Origin of the sequence: Leucobacter luti, assembly GCF_050310065.1 — a bacterium.
In the GTDB taxonomy this organism is placed as follows: domain Bacteria; phylum Actinomycetota; class Actinomycetes; order Actinomycetales; family Microbacteriaceae; genus Leucobacter; species Leucobacter luti_B.
Genome location: NZ_CP190007.1, coordinates 835,031 through 859,578, shown reverse-complemented (window position 1 = coordinate 859,578; position 24,548 = coordinate 835,031). Strand labels below are relative to the sequence as shown.

Annotated in this window: 22 protein-coding genes; 7 read left to right on the top strand and 15 right to left on the bottom strand. The window is 70.6% G+C overall.

Going from position 1 to position 24,548, the window contains the following annotated elements; translation table 11 throughout:
- Positions 1-160: 160 nt before the first annotated feature.
- On the bottom strand, positions 161-886 hold the full coding sequence (locus ACOPJ3_RS03815) for a response regulator transcription factor (protein ID WP_427870507.1): 726 nt from the start codon (positions 884-886) through the stop codon (positions 161-163).
- 332 nt (positions 887-1,218) lie between these two features.
- Between ACOPJ3_RS03815 and ACOPJ3_RS03810 the strand changes: the two genes are divergently transcribed.
- Positions 1,219-1,749 (top strand): YqaJ viral recombinase family protein, encoded by a 531-nt coding sequence (locus ACOPJ3_RS03810; RefSeq protein WP_427871170.1) that lies wholly within the window; start codon positions 1,219-1,221, stop codon positions 1,747-1,749.
- Positions 1,750-1,783: 34 nt separating this feature from the next.
- On the opposite strand, the gene ACOPJ3_RS03805 is transcribed toward ACOPJ3_RS03810, so the two are convergent.
- The 7 genes from ACOPJ3_RS03805 to ACOPJ3_RS03775 all read right to left on the bottom strand — a co-directional run bounded on the left by ACOPJ3_RS03805 (position 1,784) and on the right by ACOPJ3_RS03775 (position 11,278).
- Complete coding sequence (locus ACOPJ3_RS03805; RefSeq protein WP_427870506.1) at positions 1,784-2,407, bottom strand: PH domain-containing protein; 624 nt, start codon at positions 2,405-2,407, stop codon at positions 1,784-1,786.
- A 4-nt stretch (positions 2,408-2,411) separates the two neighbouring features.
- On the bottom strand, positions 2,412-4,169 hold the full coding sequence (locus ACOPJ3_RS03800) for a flotillin family protein (RefSeq protein WP_427870505.1): 1,758 nt from the start codon (positions 4,167-4,169) through the stop codon (positions 2,412-2,414).
- The gene (locus ACOPJ3_RS03795; RefSeq protein WP_427870504.1) at positions 4,169-4,750 is read right to left on the bottom strand and encodes a hypothetical protein; all 582 of its coding nucleotides are present in this window, start codon (positions 4,748-4,750) and stop codon (positions 4,169-4,171) included. Before ACOPJ3_RS03795 ends, ACOPJ3_RS03800 begins: the two co-directional genes overlap by 1 nt.
- Before the next feature lie 85 nt (positions 4,751-4,835).
- Positions 4,836-7,340 carry an ATP-binding cassette domain-containing protein gene (locus ACOPJ3_RS03790; RefSeq protein WP_427870503.1) on the bottom strand — a complete coding sequence of 835 codons (2,505 nt, stop codon included), beginning with the start codon at positions 7,338-7,340 and terminating at the stop codon, positions 4,836-4,838.
- Entirely contained in the window at positions 7,337-8,356 is a 1,020-nt protein-coding gene (locus ACOPJ3_RS03785; protein ID WP_427870502.1) for an ABC transporter permease, read from the bottom strand. Before ACOPJ3_RS03785 ends, ACOPJ3_RS03790 begins: the two co-directional genes overlap by 4 nt.
- Positions 8,357-8,393: 37 nt before the next feature.
- Positions 8,394-9,983, bottom strand: coding sequence for an ABC transporter substrate-binding protein (locus ACOPJ3_RS03780; RefSeq protein ID WP_427870501.1), 1,590 nt, complete (start codon positions 9,981-9,983; stop codon positions 8,394-8,396).
- Positions 9,980-11,278 (bottom strand): amidohydrolase family protein, encoded by a 1,299-nt coding sequence (locus ACOPJ3_RS03775; RefSeq protein ID WP_427870500.1) that lies wholly within the window; start codon positions 11,276-11,278, stop codon positions 9,980-9,982. The genes ACOPJ3_RS03780 and ACOPJ3_RS03775 overlap by 4 nt, the downstream gene beginning before the upstream one ends.
- Before the next feature lie 101 nt (positions 11,279-11,379).
- On the opposite strand from ACOPJ3_RS03775, the gene ACOPJ3_RS03770 reads away from it, so the two are divergent.
- The gene (locus ACOPJ3_RS03770) at positions 11,380-11,745 is read left to right on the top strand and encodes a DUF2568 domain-containing protein (protein ID WP_427870499.1); all 366 of its coding nucleotides are present in this window, start codon (positions 11,380-11,382) and stop codon (positions 11,743-11,745) included.
- A 112-nt stretch (positions 11,746-11,857) separates the two neighbouring features.
- Positions 11,858-13,033: an LLM class flavin-dependent oxidoreductase gene (locus tag ACOPJ3_RS03765; protein WP_427870498.1), complete on the top strand. Its 1,176-nt coding sequence runs from the start codon at positions 11,858-11,860 to the stop codon at positions 13,031-13,033.
- Between the two features lie 578 nt (positions 13,034-13,611).
- Here the strand turns inward: ACOPJ3_RS03765 and ACOPJ3_RS03760 are convergent.
- The 6 genes from ACOPJ3_RS03760 to ACOPJ3_RS03735 are packed head-to-tail and all read right to left on the bottom strand — an operon-like array spanning position 13,612 to position 19,982.
- Positions 13,612-14,676, bottom strand: coding sequence for a C45 family autoproteolytic acyltransferase/hydolase (locus tag ACOPJ3_RS03760; protein ID WP_427870497.1), 1,065 nt, complete (start codon positions 14,674-14,676; stop codon positions 13,612-13,614).
- 43 nt (positions 14,677-14,719) lie between these two features.
- The gene (locus ACOPJ3_RS03755) at positions 14,720-15,556 is read right to left on the bottom strand and encodes an ABC transporter ATP-binding protein (protein WP_427870496.1); all 837 of its coding nucleotides are present in this window, start codon (positions 15,554-15,556) and stop codon (positions 14,720-14,722) included.
- On the bottom strand, positions 15,553-16,419 hold the full coding sequence (locus ACOPJ3_RS03750; protein ID WP_427870495.1) for an ABC transporter ATP-binding protein: 867 nt from the start codon (positions 16,417-16,419) through the stop codon (positions 15,553-15,555). The genes ACOPJ3_RS03755 and ACOPJ3_RS03750 overlap by 4 nt, the downstream gene beginning before the upstream one ends.
- Positions 16,419-17,354, bottom strand: coding sequence for an ABC transporter permease (locus tag ACOPJ3_RS03745; protein ID WP_427870494.1), 936 nt, complete (start codon positions 17,352-17,354; stop codon positions 16,419-16,421). The genes ACOPJ3_RS03750 and ACOPJ3_RS03745 overlap by 1 nt, the downstream gene beginning before the upstream one ends.
- Positions 17,351-18,301, bottom strand: coding sequence for an ABC transporter permease (locus tag ACOPJ3_RS03740; protein WP_427870493.1), 951 nt, complete (start codon positions 18,299-18,301; stop codon positions 17,351-17,353). The genes ACOPJ3_RS03745 and ACOPJ3_RS03740 overlap by 4 nt, the downstream gene beginning before the upstream one ends.
- 28 nt (positions 18,302-18,329) lie before the next feature.
- Complete coding sequence (locus ACOPJ3_RS03735) at positions 18,330-19,982, bottom strand: ABC transporter substrate-binding protein (protein ID WP_427870492.1); 1,653 nt, start codon at positions 19,980-19,982, stop codon at positions 18,330-18,332.
- Between the two features lie 198 nt (positions 19,983-20,180).
- Between ACOPJ3_RS03735 and ACOPJ3_RS03730 the strand changes: the two genes are divergently transcribed.
- Entirely contained in the window at positions 20,181-21,221 is a 1,041-nt protein-coding gene (locus ACOPJ3_RS03730) for a LacI family DNA-binding transcriptional regulator (protein ID WP_427870491.1), read from the top strand.
- Positions 21,222-21,303: 82 nt separating this feature from the next.
- On the opposite strand, the gene ACOPJ3_RS03725 is transcribed toward ACOPJ3_RS03730, so the two are convergent.
- Positions 21,304-22,518 carry an NADP-dependent isocitrate dehydrogenase gene (locus ACOPJ3_RS03725; protein WP_427870490.1) on the bottom strand — a complete coding sequence of 405 codons (1,215 nt, stop codon included), beginning with the start codon at positions 22,516-22,518 and terminating at the stop codon, positions 21,304-21,306.
- A gap of 242 nt (positions 22,519-22,760) precedes the next feature.
- Here ACOPJ3_RS03725 and ACOPJ3_RS03720 point away from each other — a divergent pair, with 242 nt between their 5' ends.
- From ACOPJ3_RS03720 to ACOPJ3_RS03710, 3 genes are all read left to right on the top strand, one after another.
- Positions 22,761-23,213 carry a GNAT family N-acetyltransferase gene (locus tag ACOPJ3_RS03720; protein ID WP_427870489.1) on the top strand — a complete coding sequence of 151 codons (453 nt, stop codon included), beginning with the start codon at positions 22,761-22,763 and terminating at the stop codon, positions 23,211-23,213.
- Positions 23,214-23,216: 3 nt separating this feature from the next.
- The gene (rarD, locus tag ACOPJ3_RS03715) at positions 23,217-24,119 is read left to right on the top strand and encodes an EamA family transporter RarD (RefSeq protein WP_427870488.1); all 903 of its coding nucleotides are present in this window, start codon (positions 23,217-23,219) and stop codon (positions 24,117-24,119) included.
- Positions 24,120-24,188: 69 nt separating this feature from the next.
- Entirely contained in the window at positions 24,189-24,548 is a 360-nt protein-coding gene (locus ACOPJ3_RS03710; protein ID WP_427871169.1) for a metal-sensitive transcriptional regulator, read from the top strand.

The following is a 24,548-nucleotide window of genomic DNA, read 5'->3' as shown; positions in this document are numbered from 1 at the left end:
AGTTCGGGATCGTGATCCCCCACTCAAGGAGTTCGTACCTGCGCTGGTCTTCGCGGGTGCGAACGTTACGGGATCCTCGCGGATCCTACCGGCGGTCTTGGGCCAGGGAAGAGAATATCACACTCTTCCCGGCCTAAGAAACCGCCGGTAGACGCGTGAGCTATTGCCCGGCCGGCTTCATCATGTAGCCGGCACCGCGGACGGTGTGGAGCATGGGGGCGCGACCGCTGTCGATCTTCTTGCGCAGGTACGAGATGTAGAGCTCGACCACGGTCGACTTGCCCGTGAAGTCGTACGCCCAGACCCGGTCGAGGATCTGCGCCTTCGAGAGCACCCGATTCGGGTTGCGCATGAGGAAGCGGAGCAGCTCGAACTCGGTGTTCGTCACCGTGATCGGCTGGCCCGCGCGCTCGACCTCGTAGCTGTCCTCGTTGAGGGTGAGGTCGCCGACGCGGAGCACGGGATCCGACTGCTGCGCCTGAGCCATCTGCGAGCGGCGCACCAGGCCGCGGAGTCGCGCGATGAGCTCCTCGAGGCTAAAGGGCTTGACCACGTAGTCGTCGCCCCCAGCGGTGAGACCAATCACGCGATCCTCGACCGCGTCGAGCGCGGTGAGGAACAGGACGGGGAAGGTCTCCCCGGTCGCGCGGGTGCGCGCGAGCAGCTGCAGGCCGTCGAAGTCGGGCAGCATGATGTCGAGCACCGCGACATCGGGCGCTGAAACGCGGATCTTCTCGAGGGCCTCGGCGCCGGTCGAAGCCGTGTCAACCTCCCAGCCCTCGTACCGCAGCGCCATCGCGATCAGCTGTGTGATCGACTCCTCGTCATCGACTACGAGTGCGCGGATCTTTCCCCCGCTCGTGCGTTCCAGTTTCTGCGCGTGCATGCTGTACCGTGTGCTCCTCTCGGCGATTGATACGGTGTGCGTTGAGGGAGTCGAGGTGTATCGGGGGCCCCCGCCCGTGCCCCGCTACGCCGAAGCGCATTTCCCCGCGGGACTCACTAGCCACAGCATAGCGTCCCTGGGTGACTTTACGCAGCACTTGTCACGCCTTCCATCGGCTGCTGCACAGCGGGCGGCTAGGTGCAGGATCGCCAGATAGCGCCGGCACACGGGCGTGCTGACGCCTGCTCAGGCCGCGAACGTGCGAGACTTGAGCGGTGTCCGCAGCTCCTCTCCCGCACCTCCAGCGCATCGTCACCGACGGCTCGGACCGCATGGCCTGGATGCGCGCGCGAGCGAGGGGAATCACCGCGACCGACGTCGCGAAGCTGTCGACCCCGCGCTCCATTGAGGCCGCAGCACACGAAAAACTGTTCGGCAGCCGCTTCACGGGCAACGCCTTCACCGAGCACGGCAAGGCCAGGGAACCCGAGATCGCCGCATGGGTGCTCCGCGAGTACGGGATCGCCCCGAGCCAGGCGCTCTTCCACTCCGAATGGGATCGCCGCCACCTCGCCACCCCCGACGGGGTGACGGAGCGGGAGACCGGCTCGCTCGAACTCGCGGAAATCAAAACGACCAATAAGGAGTGGCGCTCGATCCCGCGCAACTATCTGCGCCAGGTCTGGTGGCAGCAGTACGTGCTCGGAGCCGAGCGCACCCTCATGGTGTGGGAGCGGCACGAGAACTTCGTCCCCGTCGGCGACCCCGAGTGCCGGTGGATCGACCGGGACGAGAGCGAGATCGAGCGCCTCGTGGGCCTTGCCGGCAAGCTCATCGAGGTGCTCTACACGCGCACGAGCTGACCGCGCGGGGTCCGGATCCTGATCCGGGCCCGGATCACCAGGAGTTCGGGTCGAAGAAGCCCTGCGAGTCCTGCTGGGCCTGCTGCGGCTGCTGGAACTGCTGCTGCGGAAAATGCTGCTGCTGCGGCTGCGGGGTCTGCGCGAAGTTGCGCTCCATGAGCTCCTGCAGCGCCTCGGCGACCCGGGTCACGCCGGGGACGTCCTCGAGCCGCATGGCCTCGGCGCCGTAGAGCAGCTCGATGTCGCCGGCGCCGCGCATCCGCTGGCCGGGGCCCCGCTTCGTGCGCACCTCGCGCACCCGGCCGAGCGGCACCTCCGAGCGGCGGTGCACGAAGAGGCCGTGGCGCACGATCACCCGGCGGCTCGTGACGGTCGTGCGGTGCGAGAGCCAGGCGAGCACGGGCAGGATCCCGAGCAGCAGCGCGAGCACCGCGGCGCCGATGCCGGCGAGGAGGTTCTCCCACGCGGCCGGGAAGCCCCCGACGAAGTATCCGGCGAGCCCCGCGATGGCGACGAGCGCGATGACGGGCAGCACCAGCCGGCGGCCGTGCCTGCCGAAGCGCAGCACGACCACCTCCGGTTGCGCATAGCTCGACGGGGCGGGGCCGAGCACGGAGTCGACCTCTTCCGTCACTGAGCGCGGGACGCGAGGGGGCATGCCCCTATTCTGCACCGTTCAGCGGGGATCCCGCGGAGCCCGAGAGCCCGTCGGCCGCGCGCCGCGCGGCGTTCTCGGCGGCCTCGGCCGCGGATCCGGCGGCGTCGAGCGCCCCCGAGGCCGCGTCTGCCGCGTTCCCGGCGGAGTCGGCGAGCGCCTGCGCGGACTCGGCCGCGCGGCGCGCCGCCTCGCCCGCGGCGTTCGCCTCGATGGCCGCGGAGGGCGCGCCGGCTGACCCGCGGGCTGAGCCCGGCTCGGCGCCGCCGGCGCCGCGGGATCCGGATCCGGATCCGGATCCGGATCCGTCCGAAGAAGCCCCGTGGTCGCCCGCCGCCGCGCGCCTCGGCGCGCGCTGCTCGGAGGAGGCGCGGCCCGCCGCGGCGCCCGCGGCGCCGCCCGCGACGACGCCGTTGAGCATGCCCGCGAGGTCGATCCCGACCGTGTCCTTCGCCATCTCGAGGAGGCCCTTGATGTTGCCCATCGCGTCGGCCGCGACCTTGCCCGTGCCGTCGGCGGAGACGACCGTCATCTGGTCGATCGCGCCGATCGCCTGCGCGTACTCGCCCGCGATCTCGGGCAGCAGGTGGATGAGCTCCTGCGCGAGCACGGCCTGCGACTGCGTCTCGAGCGCGCGTGCGCGTGCGTCGATCGCGGCGGCCTCGGCCGTACCCTTCGCCTCGATCGCGGCGGCCTCTGCGCGGCCCTCGGCGGCGAGCGCCTCAGACGCCGCGATACGGGCGGCCCGGCTCGCGAGACCCTCGCGCTCGATCGCGGCGGCGCGGCCCTCGGCCGCGGAGATCGCGGCGGAGGCCTCGGCCTTCGCGAGCGCCTCGACCTTGTAGGCCTCGGCCTCGGCGACGGCGCGCACGTCGGCGTTCAGCTTCTCGGTCTTGAGCGCGACCTCCTTCTGCGCGGTGATCTGCTGCTGCTGCACGATCGCCTGCTGCTGGATCGCCTGCTCGAGCGGCTCGGCGGCCGACGCCTGCGCGGTCGCCTTGTCGGTTTCCGCCTGGATCTCGGCCTGGCGGAGCTTCAGCTCGCGGTTGCGGTCGAGCAGCACGCGCTCGGCGGCGATCTTCGCCTCCTGCGAGGCCTGGTAGGCGTTCGTCTCGGCGATGTCGGCGGCCTGGCGCACCTTCGCGGCCTCGGGGCGTCCGATGTTGGAGATGTAGTCCGCGCCGTCGCGGATCTCCTGGATCTGCAGGGTGTCGACGACGAGCCCCTGCTTCGTGAGCGCCTCCTCGGCCGCCTCGAGCACGCTCTGGGCGACGACCGCGCGATCGCGGATGATCTGGAGGACCGTGAGGCCGCCGATGATCGAGCGCAGCGAGCCCGAGAGCACCTCCTGCGTCGACTCGTCGATCTCGTCGGAGTTCGAGAGGAAGCGCTGGGCGGCCGCGCGGATCATCTCCTGCGTCCCGCCGACCTTCACGACCGCGACGGCCTGCGCCTGCATCGTGATGCCGTCGGTCGTCTGCGCCTCGGTCGTGATCGAGAGGCGGCGCGAGCGCAGCGAGATCGTGAAGGACTTCTGCACGAACGGCAGCACGAAGACGCCGCCGCCCGTCACGACCTTCTGGCCCGAGAGGTCGCGGGTGCGCTGGCCGCTCGCGTCGACGACCTCCTTGCCCTTGCCGCCCGTGACGATGATCGCCTCGTCGGGCTTCGCGATCTTGTACCGCTTGATGATGACGAGCGCGATCAGCACAAGTGCGATCACTGCCCCGAAAATGCCGATGATGGCCGGGGTGGCGAGGATCATTACGTCTCCTGTTCGAGGTTCGTGGTCTCGGGCTGGGGTGAAGCGTCAACGGCTTCGACGCGCACGGAGGTGGAGGTCACCGTCTGCACGATGCGGACCCGCGCGCCGCGTGGGATCGCCGTGTCGGCCGTCGCGGAGAGCGAGATCCGCTCGCCGTTGCGGATCACGGCGACCTCGCCGAGGCCCGTCTCGGGGATCGCGAGCACGACGGCGCCCGTCGCACCGATCAGGTCGTCGCCGCTCACCGCGGTCGTCGACTCGGCGCCCCTGATGAGCTTCGAGAGCCAGAACGCGGCCGCCCCGCCGACGAGGCCGGCGAGCGCGCCGACGACGGAGGCCGTCGGGGTGGACATGCCGGCGCCGACGCTCGCGAACGCGGTGAAGCCGAAGATCGCGGTGAACGCGGCGATCGTGGTGAGGCTGAGCGGCCCGTCTCCGAAGTCGAACGCGTCGAAGATCCCGTCGAGCACGAGCGAGATCAGCAGGAGCACGCCGCCGACGATGCCGATGATCAGGAAGATGCCACCGGCCACGAGCGACCCATCGAGCAGGCGATCGAGCCAATTCATGATCCCGTCCACGGGCTGGCTCCTCTCGGTCGACGCGGTCGATCTCAGCTATTACATGGAGCGTAGCAAGGTTGCGGGCCGGGGTGGGAGGCTGTCGTCATGAAGGGACGCCCAGGCGAGGAACCGAGGCAAGCAGCTCACGCGCATATCCGGAACGCGGCAGCGCGAAGAAGCTGCGCGCGGCCGAGCGCTCCACGACCCTGCCGGAGCGGAGCACGAGCACCTCGTCGCAGAGCGCGTGCACCACGGCGAGGTCGTGGCTCACGAAGACGAGGGTGAGCCCCAGGTCGCGGCGGAGGCTGTTGAGGAGCGCGATCACCGAGGCCTGCACGGAGACGTCGAGCGCGCTCGTCGGCTCGTCGGCGATGAGCACGTCCGGCTCGACGGCCAGCGCGCGGGCGATCGCGACGCGCTGCCGCTGCCCGCCCGAAAGCTCGTGCGGGCGGGCCGCGGCGATCCCTGGGTCCAGCCGCACGGTCGCGAGCAGCTCGGCGACGCGGGCATCGATGCGCCCGCGCGGCACGATCCGGTGCACGCGCAGGAGCTCGCCGAGGGTCTGGGCGACCGTCATGCGCGGGTTCAGCGAGGAGTAGGGATCCTGCGGCACGAGCTGGATCGCGCGCCGCTCGGCCGGCCCCCTGCGCGCTCTGAGGAGGCGGCCCGCGAGGCGCACCTCGCCCGCGTCCGGCCGCAGCTCACCCGCGAGGACGCGCGCGAGGGTCGTCTTGCCCGAGCCCGATTCCCCCACGATCCCGAGCGCGCGCCCCTCGCCGACCGCGAGATCGACGCCCTCGAGCGCGAAGCCGCTGCGGTAGCGGGCGGTGATGCCGGTGGCCGTCAGCCCGCCGGCTGGCGCGGGATCCTGATCCGGCGCGGGATCCGGATCCCGAGCGAGCGCGGGATCCGGCAGCCTCGGCACCGCGGCGATGAGCTCGCGCGTGTAGGGCTCGGCCGGCGCACCGACCACGCGCGCGACCGGCCCGGACTCGACCTCGCGCCCCGCGCGGAGCACGACGAGCCGGTCGCACACCGAGGCCGTGACGGCGAGGTCGTGGCTCACGAACACGAGCGTGAGCCCGCGCTCGCGCCTGAGCTCCCGCAGGAGGTCGAGGATCTGGCGCTGCACCGTGACGTCGAGGGCCGTCGTCGGCTCGTCGCAGAGGAGCACCGCGGGGTCGCCCGCGAGCGCCATCGCGATGACGACCCGCTGCCGCTGGCCCCCCGAGAGCTCGTGCGGGAAGCGCCTGGCGAGCTCGGCCGCGTCCGGCAGCCGCACGAGCGCGAGCAGCTCGAGCACCCGGTCGGCGGCGTTCTCACGGGCGGCGCCGGCCGCGAGCACCGCCTCGCGCAGTTGCGCGCCGACCCGGGTGAGCGGGTCGAGCGCCGTGAGCGGGTCCTGGAACACCATGCCGACGGGGCCGCCGACGCGCACCGCTCCCCCGCGCTGCTCGACCCCGTCGGGCAGGATCCCGAGCAGCGCGCGCAGCGTCAGGCTCTTGCCCGAGCCGGACTCGCCCACGATGCCGAGCGCCTCGCCGGGCGCGGCCTCGAGGTCGATGCCGTCGCCGGCCGAACCGACGAGCGGCCGGCCGTCGCGCGCGGCGATCCGGAGGCCCGCGACGCTGATCCGGCCGGGTTCCGCGTGCGCGTTCCCGGCCGCATTCCCGGCCGCATTCCCGGCCGCGGGCCGTCCGCTCGCGCCGGGCCGGCGCCTCCGGCGCAGCGCGGCGGGTGCCGGCCGCGCCCGCAGCGCGTCGGCGATCCCGTCGCCGAGCAGCGAGCAGGTGATGCCGGTGAGCACGACGGCGAGCCCGGGGAACGCCGCGAGCCACCACTGCGTCGTGAGGAACGGCTGGGCGTCCGCGATCATCGTGCCCCAGTCGGGCGTCGGCGGCTGGATCCCGAGCCCCAGGTAGCCGAGGGTCACGATCGCGACCATGATGAGCACGATCTCCGTCGCGAGCAGCACGATCGCCTGGGGCAGCACGTTCGGGAGCACGTGCCGCAGCAGCACGCGGGCGTGCGAGAGGCCGCCGCCGCGGGCGGCCGCGACGAAGCCGGACTCCCGGAGCGCCGAGGTCATGGCGCGGATCACCCGCGCGTAGCCGACCCAGCCGACGAGGGCGAAGGCGAGCACGATCCCGCCAGGCCCCGCGCCGACGGCGAAGACGATCGCGATCACGAGCACATAGAAGGGGAACGCGATCACGGTGTCGGTGATCCGCGAGGCCACCCAGTCGACCGCGCGCCCGAAGTACCCGGACACGAGCCCGATCCCGACCCCGATCACGAACGGGGCGAGGGCCGCGAGGGCCGCGAGCCCGAGGTCGGTGCGCGCCGCGAAGAGCATGCGCGAGAGCACGTCGCGGCCGAGCTGGTCGGTTCCGAGCGGGTGCGCCGCCGAGGGGGCGGCGAGGCCGTCCGAGAGGCTCTGCTCCCCCGGCGGGAACGGCGCGAGCAGGGGCGCGAGCAGCGCCGCCGCGACGAGGAGGAGCGCGAGGATCGCTCCCGCGACGAGCGCGGGCGACGGGCCCCCGCGGCGGCGCTCGGGCAGCGCGAGCGGGATCGAGAGCTCGGCCGTCTGCGGCCGCGACGCGCTCACGATCCGGCCCCGATCCCGCGCCGCAGCCGCGGGTCGAGCAGCGCCGACAGGCCGCTCGACACGGCCGTCACGATCACGACGAGCACGGCGCAGTAGAGCGCGACCCCCTGCACGACCGGGAAGTCCCTGCTGCCGATCGACTGAAAAAGAAGCGTGCCGATGCCGTTGATCCCGAACACCTTCTCGACGACGAGCGTGCCGCCGATGAGGTACGCCGTGTTGACCCCGAGCAGCGCGATGGTCGGGATCGCGGCCCCGCGCAGCACGTGCCGCACGAGGATGGTGCGCCGCGGCACCCGCGCCGCGCGAAGCGTCGTCACGAAGTCGGCCGAGAGCACCTCGATGAGCTGCGCGCGGAGCGAGCGGATGAGTGGCGGCGCGAGCCCGATCGCGACGGCGAGCGCCGGCAGCACGAGGCTCCGAAGCGGCTCGCCCGGGCCGTCGCCGACGCCCCCGACCGGGAGCCAGCGCAGCCGCACGGCGAAGAGAAGGATCAGCAGAAGCCCCACCCAGAAGAGCGGCATGCCCATGCCGACGGCCGGGATCACCCGGATCACGTGGTCGGCGATCCCGTCCTTGCGGAGCGCGGCGGTGAGGGCGAGCGGCACGGCGATGAGCACGGCGAAGACCACGGCGAGGCCGACGATCCCGAGGCTGATCGGCGCGCGCTCGAACACGAGCTCGCGCGTCGATGCGCCCGTGACCAGGGAGTTCCCCGTGTCGAAGCGGGTGAACACCTGGCCGAGGAAGTCGAGGAACTGCTGCCAGAGCGGCTGGTCGAGGCCGAGCTTCGCCCGGAGCTCTGAGATCGCCTGCGGCGTCGCCCGCTCCCCGAGGATCATCGCCGCCGGATCGCCTGGCACCATGCGCAGCAGGAAGAACACCGCGACGACGACCCCGAGCGTTACGGGGACGATGCGGGCGAGCCCGCCGCCCGCGGCGCGCAGGAGTCGGGGCAGCCGCGCGGCGCGCGTCGACGCGGATTGCGTCCGCGCGGCTGCCTCCCGATCCTCCACGACCGTCAGAATATCTCCCTACGTACCCGCTCAGCGGCTACTTCGCGGGCGTGAGCCAGGCGTTCTCGAAGCGGACGCTACCGTTCGGGAGCACCTCGAAGCCGTGCACCTCGTCCGTCGTCGCCTTCAGGTTCGAGGGGAAGAAGAGCGGGATGTACGGGGCCTCTTCCGCGAGGATCTTCTGGATCTCGCGGTAGATCTCCGTGCGCTCGTCGCCGTTCGGCGTCGTGCGGCCCTCGTGCATGAGCTTCGTGACCCGGTCGTCGGTGAAGTGCGTCCAGTAGGACTTGCTGAAGCCCTCGGGGTCGGCCTGGAACGTGATGAAGCCGTTCGGATCAGGGGCGTCCGACTGGCCGCTGTTGATCATGAAGTCGTAGTCGTAGGCGAAGAAGCGCTCGCGGAACACCGCGATGTCGAGCTGCTCGATTTTCACCTGGATCCCGATCTTGGCCAGGGACTCCTGCACGATCTGGGCCATCTGCGCGCGCTGCGCGTTGCCGCTCGGGATCATGAGCGTGACCTCGAAGCCGTCGGGGTACTTCGACTCGGCGAGCTCCTTCTTGGCCGCGTCGACGTCGAAGTCGAGGGCGACGCCCGGGTCGTTCGCCGAGTCGGTGATCGTCGGCGGGAGCAGGGCGTTCGCGACCTCGGCCGTGCCGAAGGTCGTGGCCTTCGTGATGCCCTCGCGGTCGAGCGCGTGGGCGATCGCGCGGCGCACGTGGCGATCGGCGAACTCCTCGCGCTGGGTGTTGAAGAACACCTGCTCAGTCGACCATCCCGCGGTCTTCGAGAGCCTCGTGTCGCCGGCCTGCTCGACCTCGGCGGCGTTCGCGGCCGGGACCGTGTCGATCGCGTCGAGCTGGCCCGCCGCGAGCTGCTGGCGCAGCTGCGTGTCGTCGGCCACGAACTTGTAGACGAGGCCGTCGAGGTAGGGCTTGCCCTCCTGCCAGTAGTGCTCGTTCTTCACGAAGCTCAGGTCGCCGTTCGGATCCCACTCGTCGACCGCGAACGGGCCGGTGCCGATCGGGGACTTGAAGAACTCCTCGGCGGTCTTGCCGCCGAAGTCGGCGGGGAAGATCCCGTTCGAGAAGCCCGCGAGCTCCGAGAGGAACGGGGTGTAGGGCTCGCGCAGCGTGATCGTGACGTCGTTCTCGCCGGACTTTTCGATCGCCTGGATCGGCGCGGAGAGCGGGAGTGGGCCCTCGACCTCGATGTGGCGGTTGAGCGAGAAGACGACGTCCTCGGGCGTGACCGGGTCGCCGTTCGAGAACGCCAGGCCGTCGCGGAGGGTGAAGACGTAGCTCAGCCCGTCGTCGCTCTCCGAGAACTCCGCGAGCCACGGCACGATCTTGCCGTCGGCGTCGAAGCTCACGAGGGGCTCGAAGATCTTGTCGATCGCGAAGGCGTTGTTCGCGGTGATCTGCTGATTCAGGTCGAGGTCCGTGACCGTGGCCACGCGGCCGAACGTGAGCGTGCCGCCAGCGACCGGCTCGCCGGCCGCATCGCCAGCGCCGCCCGCGCCCGATCCGCCTCCGCACGCGGAGAGGAGGAGGCCGGCCGCGAGCACGGCGGCCGCCGCCGCGATGCCGCGGCGCGCGGGGCGCTGGTTGTGTGGAGTGGAATTCACTGCTCGTCCTTTCGAGGGTGGGATGCGCGGAGGCCGCGCGCCGCGGCGCGAAGCGCCTCGGCCGAGTGGGTGACGCCGTCGAGCACGACGGCCTCGATGAGTTCCGGATCCCGGGCTGCGCCCGGCTCCCGGGGGTCGCGCCGAAGCAGCACAGCGTCGGCGAAGTCGGGGAAGTGGTGCGGGGCGGGATCCTGTGCCGGGGCGAGATCCGGAGCGGGATCCGGAGCACCGCTTGCGACCTTCGCGAGAAGCGCCGCGCCCGCGACCGTCGCTGCGAGGAGCGCCTCGCCCGGCTCGAGACCGGCCGCGACGAGCGCGTCCAGCTCGCTCCATCCGGAGGCGTGCTGCGCGGGCGTGCCGGAGTCGGTGCCGAGCGCGATCGGCATGCCAGCGTCGCGCGCGATGCGCACCGCGCCCGGGTGCGCGGCGATTGCTTCCTCGACGCGCGGGCGGAAGGCCTCGGGCAGCTCACCCTCGTCGATCATGTCGCGGACCTCGCGGTAGATCCGGAGCGTCGGCACGAGCGTAACCCCGCGCTCTGCGCCGCGTCGCGCCTGATCGGGGGTGAGGAAGATCCCATGCTCGATGCTGAGCGCGCCGGCCTCGATGGCGTCGTCGATGGCGCGGCCGCCCCAGGCGTGCACCATGACCCCGGCACCCCGCTCGGCGGCGACGGCCACGGCCTCGCGCAGCTCGGCGGCGCTGAATACGGGGTCGAGTCCGGTGCCCGCGGGCGAGGCGACGCCCGCGGTCGCGACGAGCTTCACCCAGCGGGCGCCGGCGTCGAGGGCGCGCTCGGCGGCCCGCGCCACGCCTCCGGCCGCGTCGGCGACCGCGCGGTCGATGAGCGTGACGGAGAGCTGCACTCGGGGAAGCGGGCTCGCCGTGGCCCCGGCGGCCGCGAGCGAGGCTCCCGGGCCCGCAAGCGACGCCCCCGGGCCCGCGCCAGCGAGCGCCGCGGCGCTCAGGCCGCCCGCGTCGCGGACGCTCGTGAATCCCGCCGCGAGCAGGGCCGCGAGCGCAGCGCTCGTGAGGCGCGCGGCGTCGGCGGGGTTTCGGCGAGCGCGGTCTGCCGCGTCGACGTCGTGCCAGGCGAGGTGCGCGTGGGCGTCGACGAGGCCTGGGATCAGCCAGCGCTCGGGCGACTCGGGCGCGCGCCCGGCCTCCGGCTCGGCGATCCGGATCCCGCGCTCACTCCATGCGACGTCGACGGGCGCGCTAAAGCCGCCGTCCGCGCGGAGCACGCGCACGGCCCGGGCGCTGCGAGCAGCGCCGACGTCGCCCCTTTGGTTCATTCTTCGAAGCTATATGAACCATCTCCAATGGACCACTTTGCGAGCGGGCCGCTGGACCACCGGCGGCATTCCGGGGATCCCGCGCCGGGTAGACTGTCGGGGTGACCAGCGCCTCCCCCCAGACCTCGACCCGTTCCAGCATGATCCTGCAGCTTCTGCGGTCGATCTTTCACCTCCTCGCGGTCGTGATCGTGACGGTCTGGGGCTTCCTCGCGTGGCCACTGCCCTTCCCCGGCATCCTCACGGGACTCGGCCTCCTCGTGCTCTCCGTGCTGCTCTGGGCGCTCTTCCTCTCGCCGCGCCCCGTGCTGCGCGTCGACCGCTTCGGCCAGGCGCTCTTCGAGCTCCTCCTCATCGCCGCCGCGGTCGCGGCGCTCCTCGCGCTCGGCGTGCACTGGGCGATCGCCGCGGTGTTCGGGATCGCGGCCGCGGCCGTCGGCTTCGTCGCCTCGGCGCGCGCGCACTAGCGGCGCGGGCGGGGTATCCGGGCGGGTTTCCGACGCCCCTCTTTCCGGCACCCTGGCTTTCCGGCACCCTGCGGAGCGGAATAGCAGCGAGCCGACTCTCGTTGCTTCGGGCATGACAGCATCCCCGGGCGCCGCCCAGCGCACCCCGCTCACCGCACCCGCCCCGCTCCGGGCGGTCGCGGGCGCGAGCCCCGCAGAACTCATCCTCGGCCTCGACACCTTCGGCGACGTCACGCTCGCCCCCGACGGATCCCGCAGCCCCCACGCGCAGGTCCTGCGCGACGTCGTCGAGCAGGCGGTCCTCGCCGATTCGCTCGGCGTCGACGCCATCACCCTCGGCGAGCACCACCGCGACGACTTCGCAATCAGCTCCCCCGAGATCGTGCTCGCGGCCATCGCGGCCCGCACCGAACGGATCCTGCTCGGAACGGGCGTGACCGTGCTCTCGAGCGACGACCCCGTGCGCGTCTACGAGCGCTTCGCGACCCTCGACGGCGTGAGCTCGGGCCGGGCGGAGGCGATCCTCGGCCGCGGATCCTTCACGGAGTCGTTCCCGCTCTTCGGCTACGACCTCTCCGACTACGACCAGCTCTTCTCGGAGAAGCTCGAGCTCTTCGCCCAACTCCGCGGCGAGGGCCCCGTGACCTGGTCGGGGCGGCTGCGCTCGCCGCTCGTTGAGCAGGAGGTCTTCCCGAAGACGGAGCAGGAGGGCGGTGTGCGCGCCTGGATCGGCGTCGGCGGAAGCCCGCACTCCGTGTTGCGCACCGTGCAGGTCGGCATCCCCATGATGCTCGCGATCATCGGCGGCGAGCCCTCGCGCTTCCTCCCCTTCGCGAAGCTCTACCGTGAGGCGCAGCAGGAGCTCGGCGTCGATCCCATGCCGCTCGGCGTACATTCGCCGGGACACATCGCTTCGAGCGATGAGGCCGCCCGCGAGGCGCTCTGGCCCCACTTCGCGCGAAACCGCAACCGGATCGGGGCGGAACGCGGCTGGGGCCCCGCCCGCCGCGAGGACTTCGAGGCGGAGGCCGACTCCGGATCCGTCTACGTCGGCTCCCCGGAGACCGTCGCCCGCCGGATCGCCGCGACGGTGCGCACCCTCGGCGCCGACCGCTTCGACCTGAAGTATGCGAACGGCGGCATGCCCCACGCGGAGCTCATGCGCAGCGTCGAGCTATACGCGACCGAGGTGATCCCGCGCGTCCGCGAGCTCCTGGCGGCCCCTGCGCCTGATTCGGCCCCCGCCCCCGCCTCCGCCTCCGCTGAGTTGACCGAAAGTGACGCCTAACCGCCATTATGCGTCACTTTGGGTCAACTCTTCCGGGCCCCCGGCCCGGCCGAGTGGGGAGGGCCTTGAGCGCGGCGCGCCGCAGCTCGAGTCGGCCGGAAGGCCCCATTCAGCCGCGCGAATGGGGCCTTACAGCCGACTCGACCCCACGATTGGGGCCTTACGGCCGACTCGACCGCAGGCACGGGGCAGGGACCGCGCAGGATCCCGCACCAGCTCACATCCTTGACCCGCACCACCCCTGAGTTGACCCAAAGTGACGCCTAACCGTCGGTTGGCGTCACTTTCGATCAACTCTTCCGGGGCCCCCGGCCCGGCCGCGCGCGGAGGGGCCGCAGCGCGGGGAGGGGCCGCAGCGCGGCGCGCCACAGCTCGAGTCGGCCGGAAGGCCCCATTCAGCCGCGCGAATGGGGCCTTACAGCCGACTCGACCGCGCGAATGGGGCCTTCCGGCCGACTCGACGGGCTCGGTGCGCGAAGCTCCCCTCTGAGTTGACCCAAAGTGACGCCTAATCGCGATTAGGCGTCACTTTGGGTCAACTCTTCCCAGGGGCAGGGCATGGCCGGCGCCGCGCGGCGCTACACCTCGAGCTCGCGCCAGGTGCCGGTCTCGGCCTCGGGCGGCATGCCGTCCAGGATCCGGATCGCGCGCGCCTCGGGGTCCGTCACGATCGTCGCAAGGGTCGCCCAGTGCTCGCCGTACGGCAGCGCCATGTCGGGGCGGCAGGTGAGCGGCGCCTCCCCTTCCGCGGATTCCAGCAGCCGGATCAGGGATTCTTCGCTGTCTGGCAGTCCGTGGGCGAGGCGGGAGCGCACGAGGCTCAGCCGCTCAGACGAGTCTGGCTCGTAGAGCTCGGACTTCTGCTCCGACAGCGGCTCCGCGCTGAGGAAGTGGTTCATGCGCTGCACGCTGCCGTCGCGCTCGGCGAGCTCGTACACGCCGACCGGGCTGATTTCGAGCGACACCGCGCGATCCGCATCCAGCATGGTGAACGAGGAGGACGAGCCGATGGGTGCTTCCCGCACGAGCTCGATCGCCTCGGCCACCGTGGCGCACTCGGAGAGCACCGCGGCGCTGAGCACGTGCATCGGGATCCCGCTCGTGCCATCGCCCGCGTGCCCCAGGATGTTGAAGTGGAGCGCGAGGCCCGCCGAGTTCACGCCGATCTTGCTCAGGATCCCCTGCTCGGTGAGCCCGGCGAAGGCGAACTTCGCGCCGCTCACTCGCTGGGTGTGCCAGTACGGGTCGAGTTCGACGTGCCAGTCCCAGGTCTGGGCACCGATCCGGCGCCCGTCGATGAGGGCGGTGACGGTCGAGCACTCGGCGGCGCCCTTGCGTCCGAGCGCGAGGATCTCGGTGCGCGCATTGAGTGCGGCGACCGCCTCGATGCTCAGCCCGGATCCCGAGGCGACGCCTGCGAGCTCCTCGACGAACGCGGGACGCCACGCCTCGATGTTGTCGAGCACCTGCTCGGCGCCCGCCCGCTGGGCCTCCTCAGAGACCCCCGCGGCGCGGAACAAGCGCTCGTACGCGACCAGGGCCTCTCCGAGGGTGTCCCGCAGCGCCTCGCCGCGCTGGAGCCCGCGGGTGCGCGCCGTGTCGCCCGCCACGTCGATGTGCAGTCGATCTGGTGTGTGAGTCATGTGTTCTTCCTGGTCCATCTGATCAGTGTTCGAGTCCCGGCCTCTACCCCGTCGCCCCGAGGAGCGCGTCGCGCATGCCGCGCCGCGGCCGCCAGCCGGGCCGCGGCGCCGAGGCGATGAGCAGTTGCGTGTAGGCATCCTGCGGCGCGTCGAGCACCGCGTCGACGGTGCCGCGCTCCACGATCCGCCCCTTCCGCATCACCACGACGTCGTCGGCGATGTCGCGCACGACCGACAGATCATGGGTGATGAACAGGTAGGACAGCCCGTGCTCGTCTCGGAGCTTCTTGAGCAGCTGGAGCACCTGCGCCTGCACCGAGACGTCGAGCGCGGAGACCGCCTCGTCGAGCACGATGATGCGCGGCTCGGCGGCGAGCGCGCGGGCGATGGCTACGCGCTGCTTCTGCCCGCCGGAGAGCGCCGCAGGCTTCGCGTCCGCGTGCCGCTCGGTCAGGCCCACCTCGTCGAACAGCTCGAGCACGCGTGCGCGGCGCCCCCGGGCGTCGAGGTCGGGGCGGTGGGCCCGGAGCATCTCGTCGATTGTTGCGCTGACCGCGAGGGAGCGATTGAGCGAGCCCTGCGGATCCTGGAACACCATCTGCACGAGCTTGGCGCGCTCGCGCAGCTGCGCTCGCGCCGTCGTCGGCTTGACCTCGGTGCCGGCGATGCGCACGGTGCCGGAGTCTGCGGATTCGAGGCCGACGATGACCCGGGCCAGCGTCGACTTGCCGGATCCGGACTCTCCAACGACCGCCAGGCACGTGCCCTCGCGCAGCTCGCACGACACGTCGTCGAGCGCGGCAACGCTCGCCTTCCGCCCGAGGTGGAAGGTCCGGCTGAGGTGCTCGACCTCGATGATCGCGTCTGCGTTGCGGTTCACAGCTCCCCCTCCTTCGCGGTCGCCTGGCTCGTGCCTTCCCCGTTCGGGCCTTCCGCGAGGAAGGCTGCCGGGTGACCCTCAGGGTAGAGCATGGGGCGAGCCTCCATCAGCTTTCGTGTGTACTCGGTCTGGGGCCGGTCCCGGATGTCCTCGGGCGTGCCGATCTCCAGGATCTCGCCGTTACGCATCACGGCGAGCCGGTCGCAGACCGCGGCGGCGAGATCCAGGTCGTGCGTCACGAAGATCATCGAGAGGCCGTGCTCGCGCCGCTTTTCGTCCAGGATCGCGACCACTTCGGCCTGGGTGGTGACGTCGAGGGCGGTCGTGGGCTCGTCCGCGAGCAGGAGCTTGGGCTCGCCAGAGATGGCGCCCGCAATGACGACGCGCTGGAGCAGCCCGCCGGAGAGCTGGTGCGGGAAGGAGGCCATGACGCGCTCCGCGTCGTCGATCCCCACCTCCCTCAGCAGCTCGGCCGCGCGCCGCGCCGCCTCGGCCCGCGGCAGGGTGCGCGCGTCGCTCATCCCCTCGATGAGGAACTGGCCGACGGGCAGCACCGGGTTGAGCGCTCCGTGCGGGTTCTGCGCGATGAGCGCGAGGTCCTCGGCGCGCACCCGGCGCAGCTGTTCGCCCTGCATCGCGAGCAGGTCGGCGCCGTCGAGCTCGATGGTGCCGTCCACGCGCGCGCCGGAGGGTTCGATCCCGAGAATGCACTTCAGGGTCATCGACTTCCCGGATCCGGACTCGCCGACGAGGCCGAGGGCCTCGCCCTGGCGCAGTTCGAAGGAGTTGCCGTGGAGGATCTCCGTCTCGGCGCCGGTGTCCGGGTCGGTCACCGTGAGCACGAGGTCGTTCACGTTCAGCATCAGCGGATCCTTCCTGCGGCACGTCGTCCGCCGAGTTGCTCGCCCACGTACCCGAAGGCGGCGACGGTGATCACGATCGCGAGGCCGGCGAAGACGCTCTGCTCCCAGTAGCCCTGCTGGAGCGAGGCCTGGCCGTTCGAGACCATGAGGCCCCAGTCCGGCGTCGGCGGCTGCACGCCGAGCCCGAGGAAGGAGAGCGCGGCGAGCTCGATCATCGCGTAGCCGAAGTTGATGGTCATGCCGGTGAGGATCTGGGTGCGCACGTTCGGCAGGATGTGTCGCGCCGTGATGAGGAAACCCGAGATCCCCTGCAGCTGAGCGGAGGACACATACGGCAGGTTCCGCTCGCGCAGCGCGACCGAGCGGATCACCCTGGCCGAGTACGGCGTGAAGCCGATGGCGAGCGCGATCGACGCCGTGATGAGCGACGGCCCGAAGATCGCGACCGCGAGGATCGCGAGGAGCATGTTGGGGAACGCGAACAGGATGTCGAGCACGCGGCTGATGAGCGCGTCGACCTTGCCGCCGAACCAGACGGCGGTCAGCGCAAGCGTCGTCGCGAGGAACGCCGTGATCAGGATCACGATCGTCGGGCCGATGAGGCTCGTGCGCGCACCCCACACGATGCGAGAGAGGATGTCGCGGCCGGACTGATCCGTGCCCATGAGGTGTGCGAGGCTCCACGCTTCGTGCCTCGCGGTGACGCTGCCCTCGTAGGGGTCGTAGGGAGCGATGAGCGGCGCGAAGGCCGCCATCAGGATGACGAGCACGATGATCGCGAGGCTCGCGATCCCGATGGGGCCGAGGCGCCTGGCGAGGAGGCGCCACCCGGTGATCGGGACATCGTTCCGGTGCTTCCGGATCAGCTGGACCGCCACGGTGTCCTGCGCTCGGGTGTTGGTGTTCCGAGCGGGCTTGAACTTCTGGTCGCTCATCGCGCACCTGCTCCCTTGCTCAGCCGCACGCGGGGGTCGATGACCGCGTACAGGAGGTCGACAATGAGGTTGATGAGCCCGAAGGCGAGCACCATGATCAGGGCGATCGCCTGCACGACCGCGAAGTCCTTCTTCTGCACGGAGTTCACGAGCAGCGAGCCGATGCCGTCGAGCGTGAAGGCGTACTCGATCACGAAGGCGCTCGCGAGCAGGCCGGCGATGTTGGTGCCGATGACGGTCGTGACCGGCAGCATCGAGTTCCGGATCGTGTGCCGCCAGAGCACGACCCGCTTCGGCACGCCGCGCGCGATCGACATGATGACGTGCTCCGAGCCCTGCTCCTCGCGCACGGCGGTCCGCGTGATGCGCGCCACGACCGCGATGCCGGGGAACGCGAGCGCGATCGCCGGGAGCGTGAGGTGCCAGATGCGATCCGCGAAGCCGGATCCGGATCCGGACACCGGGAACCATCCCAGGTTCGAGCCGAACAGGAACATGAGGATGAGCGCCGCGAAGAAGGTGGGGACCGCAAAGCCGAGGTTCGAGCCGAACACGACGAGCTTCTCAAAGACGCCGGAGCGCGTCGCGGCGAGAACGCCGAGGCCGACGCCGAACACGACGATCAGGATGGCGGCGAACGCGGCGAGGAAGAGCGTGGTGGGCAGCCGGGACGCGACGAGGCCCGTGACGTCCTGCTGCGTGAGCAGCGAACGACCGAGGTCGCCCTGCAGAACCTGCAGGAACCAGTTCCAGTAGCGCACGAGGAAGGGATCGTCCAGACCGTACTGCGCCCGGATTGCGGCGAGCACCTCCGGGCTCACGGTGCGTCCCTGCACGAGGAACTGCTCCGGGCTTCCGGGCGCGAGATACATTCCCGCGAACACGATGAAGCTGGACACGACGAGCACGGCGGCGAGCGCGCCGAGCCGTTTGAACACGTAGATCATGGACGATCCCTCCCTGCGGGGTCAGGCCCTACTCGGCGGAGCCGAGGTCGGCCGCCCAGGGGTAGTAGAGGTAGACGAACGAAGCGGGCGCGCCCGTGATCGACTTGTCCATGTACAGGCGCACATTGAGGTCGTTGATCGGGACCCAGGGCTGCTGCTCCATGATCAGGGCCTCGGCCTTGACCGTGAGCTCGGCGCGCTTGTCGGCGTCGGTCTCTGCGAGCGCGGCGTCGAGCGCGGCGTCGACCGCGGGATCCGAGAACCCGGAGTAGTTCTGGTCGCTTCCGGTCTTCGCGATGCTGATGAGGTGGAGGAGCGGCTCCGGGGCGCTCAGGTAGTTCGTGGTGACGAAGCCGTCGAAGCCCTCGCGCGCTGCCTCGTCCGAGAAGAAGGCACCGAACTGCGCGCTCGGCACACCCGTGGGCTCGAGGGTGAGCCCGAGTTCCTTCGCACCGTTCGCCATCTCGTTGAGGATGTCGGCGTAGAAGCCGCGCTCGCTGGGGTATCCGATCTTGATCGGCTTCGAGGTGTCGACCTTCGCGTCCTTGAGCGCTTCCTTCGCCGCCTCGATGTCGTAGCTCAGGTCGGGAAGCTCGGCGTCGCGCTGCTTGGCGACCTCGGGGTAGAGGCCCCAAGCGGACTCGGGCACGATCGAACGCGAGGCGTCGCCGGTGCCCTCGTAGACGGTCTCGGCGATCGCCGAGCGATCCGAAGCGCGGGTCAGTGCGAGGCGCACGGCCGGGTCGCCGAATGCACCGTTGCCCGTCGAGATGATGGCCATGTTCTGGAGGCCCTCGCCGGCGTAGAGCGTGCCGTTCGAGCTCGCGCCGAGCTCGCCGAGCGCGGGCAGGGGGACGTCGTAGGAGCCCTGGACCTCGCCGGTCGACAGGCTGTTCGAGATCGCGGTGGGATCGACGACGAAGCCGATCTCGATCTCCTTGGCCTTCGCGCGCTTGTCCGCGTTCCAGTAGTCGTCGAAGCGCTTGAGCGTGATCGACTGGCCCTGCTTCCAGTCGCCGGGCGTGAACTGGAGGGGCCCCGTGCACATGACGCCGGTCTCGGGGTTGCCGTAGTTCTCGCCTGCGGCCTTGCGCTGCTCCTGCTGCACGACGGTGCCGATCACGGTCGAGAGCGAGGACGGCAGCAGGGCGTCGGGCGCCTTGAGCGTCATCGTGATCTCCCAGTCGCCGGTCTGCGTGATGTCGGCGATGTTGTCGACGACCCCGCCGCCCCAGTAGCTGCCCTCGGCGGGATCCAGGTGGCGCTTCAGCGAGTAGATCACGTCGTCGATGGTCATGGGCTTGCCGTCCCAGAAGGTGACGTCGTCGCGGATCCCAATCGTCCACACGGTGCTGTCGGCGTTCGGCTCGGCGCCGGTCGCGAGGTTCTCGGTGACCGAGAAGTCCGGCTGCATCTGGAACAGCGACTCGCACAGGTTCGCCACGATCGTGTTCTCGGGGTAGTTGAACGCCTTGACCGGGTCGAGGCTCGCGAGCTCGCCGTAGGTCGAGTTCCAGGTGACCTTGTCGGCCTCCGACTTCGCTGCAGGGGTGACCTGCAGGAGTTCCGCGTCCGCGCCGCCCGCGTTCCCGCCGCCTCGGCTGCCCGTTGCGCAGCCCGCAAGCGCGAGACCCGAAATGGCCACAAGGGCGATGAGGGCCCTCGCCTTTCCGTGAGTCATGTAGTTCTCCTCGTTCGAAGTTTCGTCGTTGAATCTCCCGCGACCCGCGACTCGCGGGACGAAGACCCACGCAGGATCCTAGCACCCAAAACGATTTGTGAAAAACGGTTTGGTTTTGGCGCCTCGGACCGGGCGCGGCGCGCCATTTCACCCCCGCAGCGGAGTACCGAGCGCCGTCACTCGCGCTATCCTGACGGGGTGCAGCGAAGCGAACGACCGACGATCAAGGATGTGGCGAAGGCCGCAGGCGTGTCGCCGACGACCGTCTCGCACGCGCTCAACGGCAAGGGCGTCGTCCGCCGGGAGACGGTCGAGCGCATCGAACGCATCGCCGCGGAGATCGGCTACCGGCCGAGCCCGGTGGCTCGCGGGCTCCAGAACTCCCGCCTCGGCCTGCTCGCGCTCGTGATCCGGCCGCTGCACAGCCTCGACACGTTCCTCCCCACGGGCGTCGACTACTTCCTCCGGATGGCCGGCGCCGCATCGCTCGCCGCCATGGAGCACGGCTACAGCATGATGCTCGTCGACGACCCGACCAGGCCCGGGGCGCCGTTCAGCGCGCTCGCGGCGGACGCGTACATCGTCTCGGAACCGTTCGAGAACGACCCCGTGCTCACGCTCCTCGCCGAGAAGCGCATCCCGTTCGTGGCGGTCGGCGCGGATCCGGCGCGACCCGGCGAGTTCGTCGAGCTCGCCACCCGCGATCGCGAGGAGACCGTGCTCATGCTCGAGCACCTGCGCGACGCCGGGGCGAAACGGATCGCGCTCGTCTCGGGCACCGACCGCAACGCCTGGAACCTGCAATCGGAGCTCGCATACCGCGAATGGTGCGAGGCCAACGGGCAGGATCCCATCATGGAGTCGTTCCCCGAGGTCGACGGCGAGGGCATCGGCCCGGAGGCCGTGCTCCGCCTCTTCGTCCACCCGAGGGCGCCCCGGCCCGACGCGGTGTTCTGCCTGACGGGCCGCCACGCGGCCGGGCTCATGCGCGCGGCGATCGAGGCGGGCATCCGCGTCCCCGAGGCGCTCCTCGTCGCCGCCGGATCCGGGGCCACGCAGAATCGCCTCTCGCGCCCGTCCGTAACGACGCTCGATCTCAACCCCGAGGGCGCCGCGCAGCGCGCCGTGGAGGTTGCCGTGCAACTCGCGGAGGGCCGCAAGGTCACGGGGAGCATGACGGTGCCGCCGGCGACGCTCACCGTGCGCGAGTCGACCACTCGCCAGCTTCCCGCGGGATAGTCGAGGCGAGTCGACGCGAATGCAGGAACGCCGAAGGGCGCCGGCACACCGTGCCGACGCCCTTCGATCTGCGAGCCGCCCCTTAGGCCAGGCGCTGCTGCAGGTTCTCGTCGATCGCCGCGAGGAACTCCTCGGTCGTGAGCCACTGCTGCTCGGGGCCGACGAGGAGCGCGAGGTCCTTCGTCATCTTGCCCGACTCGACCGTCTTGATGACGACGTCCTCGAGGGTCTGCGAGAAGTCGATGAGATCCTGGTTGCCGTCGAGCTTGCCGCGGTGGGCGAGGCCGCGCGTCCAGGCGAAGATCGAGGCGATCGGGTTCGTCGAGGTCGGCTTGCCCTGCTGGTGCTGGCGGTAGTGGCGGGTGACCGTGCCGTGGGCCGCCTCGGCCTCGACGGTCTGCCCGTCGGGCGTCATGAGCACGGAGGTCATGAGGCCGAGCGAGCCGAAGCCCTGCGCGACCGTGTCCGACTGCACGTCGCCGTCGTAGTTCTTGCACGCCCAGACGTAGCCGCCCTCCCACTTCATGGCGGAAGCGACCATGTCGTCGATGAGGCGGTGCTCGTAGGTGAGGCCGCGCTCGTCGAACTCCTGCTTGAACTCGGCGTCGAAGACCTCCTGGAAGATGTCCTTGAACTGGCCGTCGTAGGCCTTCAGGATCGTGTTCTTCGTCGAGAGGTAGACGGGGTAGTTGCGCGAGAGGCCGTACTTGAACGAGGCGCGAGCGAAGTCGCGGATCGAGTCGTTGAAGTTGTACTGGCCCTGGATCACGCCGCCGCCCTCGGGGAGCGTGACGACGTCGAACTTCTGGGGCTCCGAGCCGTCCTCGGGTTCGAAGGTGATCGTCACCTTGCCGGGGCCGGCCTTGAAGTCGGTCGCCTTGTACTGGTCGCCGTGCGCGTGGCGGCCGATGATGATCGGCTTGTTCCAGCCCGGGACGAGCCGCGGAATGTTCGAGATGATGATCGGCTCGCGGAACACAACGCCGCCGAGGATGTTGCGGATCGTGCCGTTCGGGCTGCGCCACATCTTCTTCAGGCCGAACTCCTCGACCCGCGCCTCATCGGGCGTGATGGTGGCGCACTTGACGCCGACGCCGTGGCGCTTGATCGCGTTCGCCGCGTCGACCGTGACCTGGTCGTCGGTCTCGTCGCGGTGCTGGATCCCGAGGTCGTAGTACTCGAGATTGACGTCTACATACGGATGGATCAGGCGGTCCTTAATGAACTGCCAGATGATCCGCGTCATCTCGTCGCCGTCGAGTTCGACGACCGTGCCTTCAACCTTGATCTTCGCCAACGCTACTCCCAGTGTCGTGATGTGATGAGCTCGGGGGCGCGTGGCCCTGCTGGCGCCGCGCGCTGTCTTCGCGGGCGCGCGACGGTTGACGGCGCGCCCGTTCTTGGGCCCGATGGGACCGCGATCCAGTCTAGCCGAGATCCACGCGGTGTCTCGACATCGAGATAATCGGGGGCTCGTTCGCGCAGTGAATCCGCAGGTGGGGGGCTTGCGAACCGGCGGACAAGCGCTAGCCTGTACCCATGAGCGCCCTCCGACTCGAAGAGCTTTCCGCCGCGACCATCGTCGCCGTCAACAGCCTCGGCCTGAAGCCCGGCCAGGAGCAGTTCATCACGCCTGTCTCGTACGCAGCTGCTGCGGCGGTCACGCCCGCGCACAGCGCGTGGCAGCGGGTCGTGCTCGACGACGACCAAGTCGTCGGCTTCATCCACGGCAACTTCGATCCCGACGCGCCCGAAGAGGAGTTCCGCGCGGCGCTCTGGCGGATCAACGTCGACGCCGAGGCCCAGGGCATGGGCGTCGGCACCTTCGCCGTCGAAGCACTCATCCAGGAGGCGCGCAAGCGCGGCGTCGAGCGCCTGACGGTGCTCTGGGAGCGCGGCGAGGACGGTCCGGAGGAGTTCTTCCTGCACATCGGGTTCGTCCCGGTCGGCGAGACGCCCTACGGCGAAGTCATCGGCGCGATCGACCTGTAAGGGGTGCAGGGGGGCCACGGCCAGGGAACACGGGGAGCGCTCGCTTCCGTAGGCTCATCGGTTGCGTTCGCGGGCGTCTATTTCGTGACCCCGATGCTCGCCCCGGCCTCGGCCGAGTCGATCTGGGCGCTCCGCAACTTCATCGCGATCCCGCTCATCGCGCTCGTCCTCCTCGCGGTGCGGCAGTGGTACCTCGTCGTCGAGATCACCGCCCGGATCAGGCGAAAGCCGATCCTGGTGCTCCCGATTCTCGCCTGCGGCCTGCTCATCGGCGCGCAGCTCTGGGTGTTCAGCTGGGCACCCCTCCACGACCGCGGCCTGCAGGTCGCGCTCGGCTACTTCCTGCTGCCGCTCTTTCTCGTCATCATCGGCAAGTTTCTCTACAAGGACCGGCTCAGCTGGTGGCACTGGCTTGCGGCCGGGATCGCGGCGGTCGGCGTCATCTTCGAGATCGTGCGCGTGGGCGGGATCTCGTGGGAGACCCTCCTCGTCGCGCTCGGCTATCCCGCGTACTTCGTCCTCCGCCGGGCGGTCGGGACCGCCCACATCGGCGGCATGTTCTGGGAGTTCCTGCTCGTCGCGCCGCTCGCCGTCATCTTCCTCGGGCGGGAGCTCGCCGACGGGGCTGCGATCGCCGCGAATCCCGCCCTCGTCTGGTCCGGCCCGCTCTTCGCGCTCTGGACGGGCGTCGCCCTGATCCTCTACGTCGCCGCCTCGCGCCTCCTCACGATCAGCATCTTCGGCCTCCTCAGCTACCTTGAGCCCGCGCTCCTCGTCGTCGCTTCGATGCTCAACGGCGAGCGGATCGAGGGCGGCGAGTGGTTCATCTACGGCGCGATCTGGACCGCCGTCGGCGTTCTGCTCGTCGGCGGGACCGCGCAGCTGCTCCGCCGGCGCGGGCCCTGATCCGGGGAGGAACTGCGGCTCGCACCATCCCTCGCCGCGTGCGTGTAGGGTGCTGGCATGAGCGAAGAGATGGCCAGCCAGGCGGGCGGGGACATCGGCGCTGACAGTGGCGCTGCCACCGGCGCCGACGGCGAGGCGTGCGGGCACCAGACGCACGGCTACATCGACCACAAGGATCAGCTCCTGAAGCGGCTCCGCCGCGCGGAGGGCCAGGTCAGGGGCGTCCACCGGATGATCGAGGAGGACGTCTACTGCATCGACATCCTCACCCAGGTGTCCGCGGCGACGAAGGCCCTCGAGCGGGTCGCGCTCGAGCTCCTCGACGACCACCTCCGCCACTGCGTCGCGTCGGCCGCCGAGGAGGGCGGCCAGGTGGCGATCGACAAGCTCGAGGAGGCCTCGGCGGCCATCGCGCGGCTCGTGCGGTGA

Bases quoted from the DNA above. Each gene is read 5' to 3' on its own strand.
- ACOPJ3_RS03815 (WP_427870507.1), bottom strand. From the start codon at position 886: ATGCACGCGCAGAAACTGGAACGCACGAGCGGGGGAAAGATCCGCGCA.
- ACOPJ3_RS03810 (WP_427871170.1), top strand. From the start codon at position 1,219: ATGGCCTGGATGCGCGCGCGAGCGAGGGGAATCACCGCGACCGACGTC.
- ACOPJ3_RS03805 (WP_427870506.1), bottom strand. From the start codon at position 2,407: ATGCCCCCTCGCGTCCCGCGCTCAGTGACGGAAGAGGTCGACTCCGTG.
- ACOPJ3_RS03800 (WP_427870505.1), bottom strand. From the start codon at position 4,169: ATGATCCTCGCCACCCCGGCCATCATCGGCATTTTCGGGGCAGTGATC.
- ACOPJ3_RS03775 (WP_427870500.1), bottom strand. From the start codon at position 11,278: ATGAACCAAAGGGGCGACGTCGGCGCTGCTCGCAGCGCCCGGGCCGTG.
- ACOPJ3_RS03765 (WP_427870498.1), top strand. From the start codon at position 11,858: ATGACAGCATCCCCGGGCGCCGCCCAGCGCACCCCGCTCACCGCACCC.
- ACOPJ3_RS03760 (WP_427870497.1), bottom strand. From the start codon at position 14,676: ATGACTCACACACCAGATCGACTGCACATCGACGTGGCGGGCGACACG.
- ACOPJ3_RS03750 (WP_427870495.1), bottom strand. From the start codon at position 16,419: ATGCTGAACGTGAACGACCTCGTGCTCACGGTGACCGACCCGGACACC.
- ACOPJ3_RS03745 (WP_427870494.1), bottom strand. From the start codon at position 17,354: ATGAGCGACCAGAAGTTCAAGCCCGCTCGGAACACCAACACCCGAGCG.
- ACOPJ3_RS03740 (WP_427870493.1), bottom strand. From the start codon at position 18,301: ATGATCTACGTGTTCAAACGGCTCGGCGCGCTCGCCGCCGTGCTCGTC.
- ACOPJ3_RS03735 (WP_427870492.1), bottom strand. From the start codon at position 19,982: ATGACTCACGGAAAGGCGAGGGCCCTCATCGCCCTTGTGGCCATTTCG.
- ACOPJ3_RS03720 (WP_427870489.1), top strand. From the start codon at position 22,761: ATGAGCGCCCTCCGACTCGAAGAGCTTTCCGCCGCGACCATCGTCGCC.
- ACOPJ3_RS03710 (WP_427871169.1), top strand. From the start codon at position 24,189: ATGGCCAGCCAGGCGGGCGGGGACATCGGCGCTGACAGTGGCGCTGCC.